Source organism: Vogesella mureinivorans (genome assembly GCF_007644035.1).
Lineage (GTDB): Bacteria > Pseudomonadota > Gammaproteobacteria > Burkholderiales > Chromobacteriaceae > Vogesella > Vogesella mureinivorans.
This window is the reverse complement of record NZ_VMTV02000233.1, coordinates 1-289: the sequence shown is the minus strand read 5'-3', so window position 1 is coordinate 289 and position 289 is coordinate 1. Positions and strand designations below refer to the sequence as shown.

The window sequence follows — 289 nt, the reverse complement described above, 5'->3', positions numbered from 1 at the left end:
ACTCGTCCTCGGTGCAAGCTCTGTTCTGCGACGCGTCCGAGGCAACGATAAAGCGCCGAAATGGCTGAGCGCGCTTCTGATGCGACGGCCTTACAAGGTCGTCGCCGTCGCGCTCGCCAACAAGACGGCGCGAGTCATATGGGTACTTCTGACCAAAGGCGGGACATATCGAGGCATGGCACCGGTAAACGGCGTAGCGAGCATCTGAACCGGAAGTTGGCCGAAAGCGAAATGGAGGCAAGCTAGACGGCAGAGGTGAGGTGGAAGAAGGAGATGATGATTGTATGGG

1 pseudogene is annotated in these 289 nt (G+C 58.1%); it reads left to right on the top strand.

Going from position 1 to position 289, the window contains the following annotated elements:
* Positions 1-208, top strand: a pseudogene (locus FLQ44_RS24050) (IS110 family transposase); the annotation flags it as partial.
* Between the last annotated feature and the right edge of the window lie 81 nt (positions 209-289).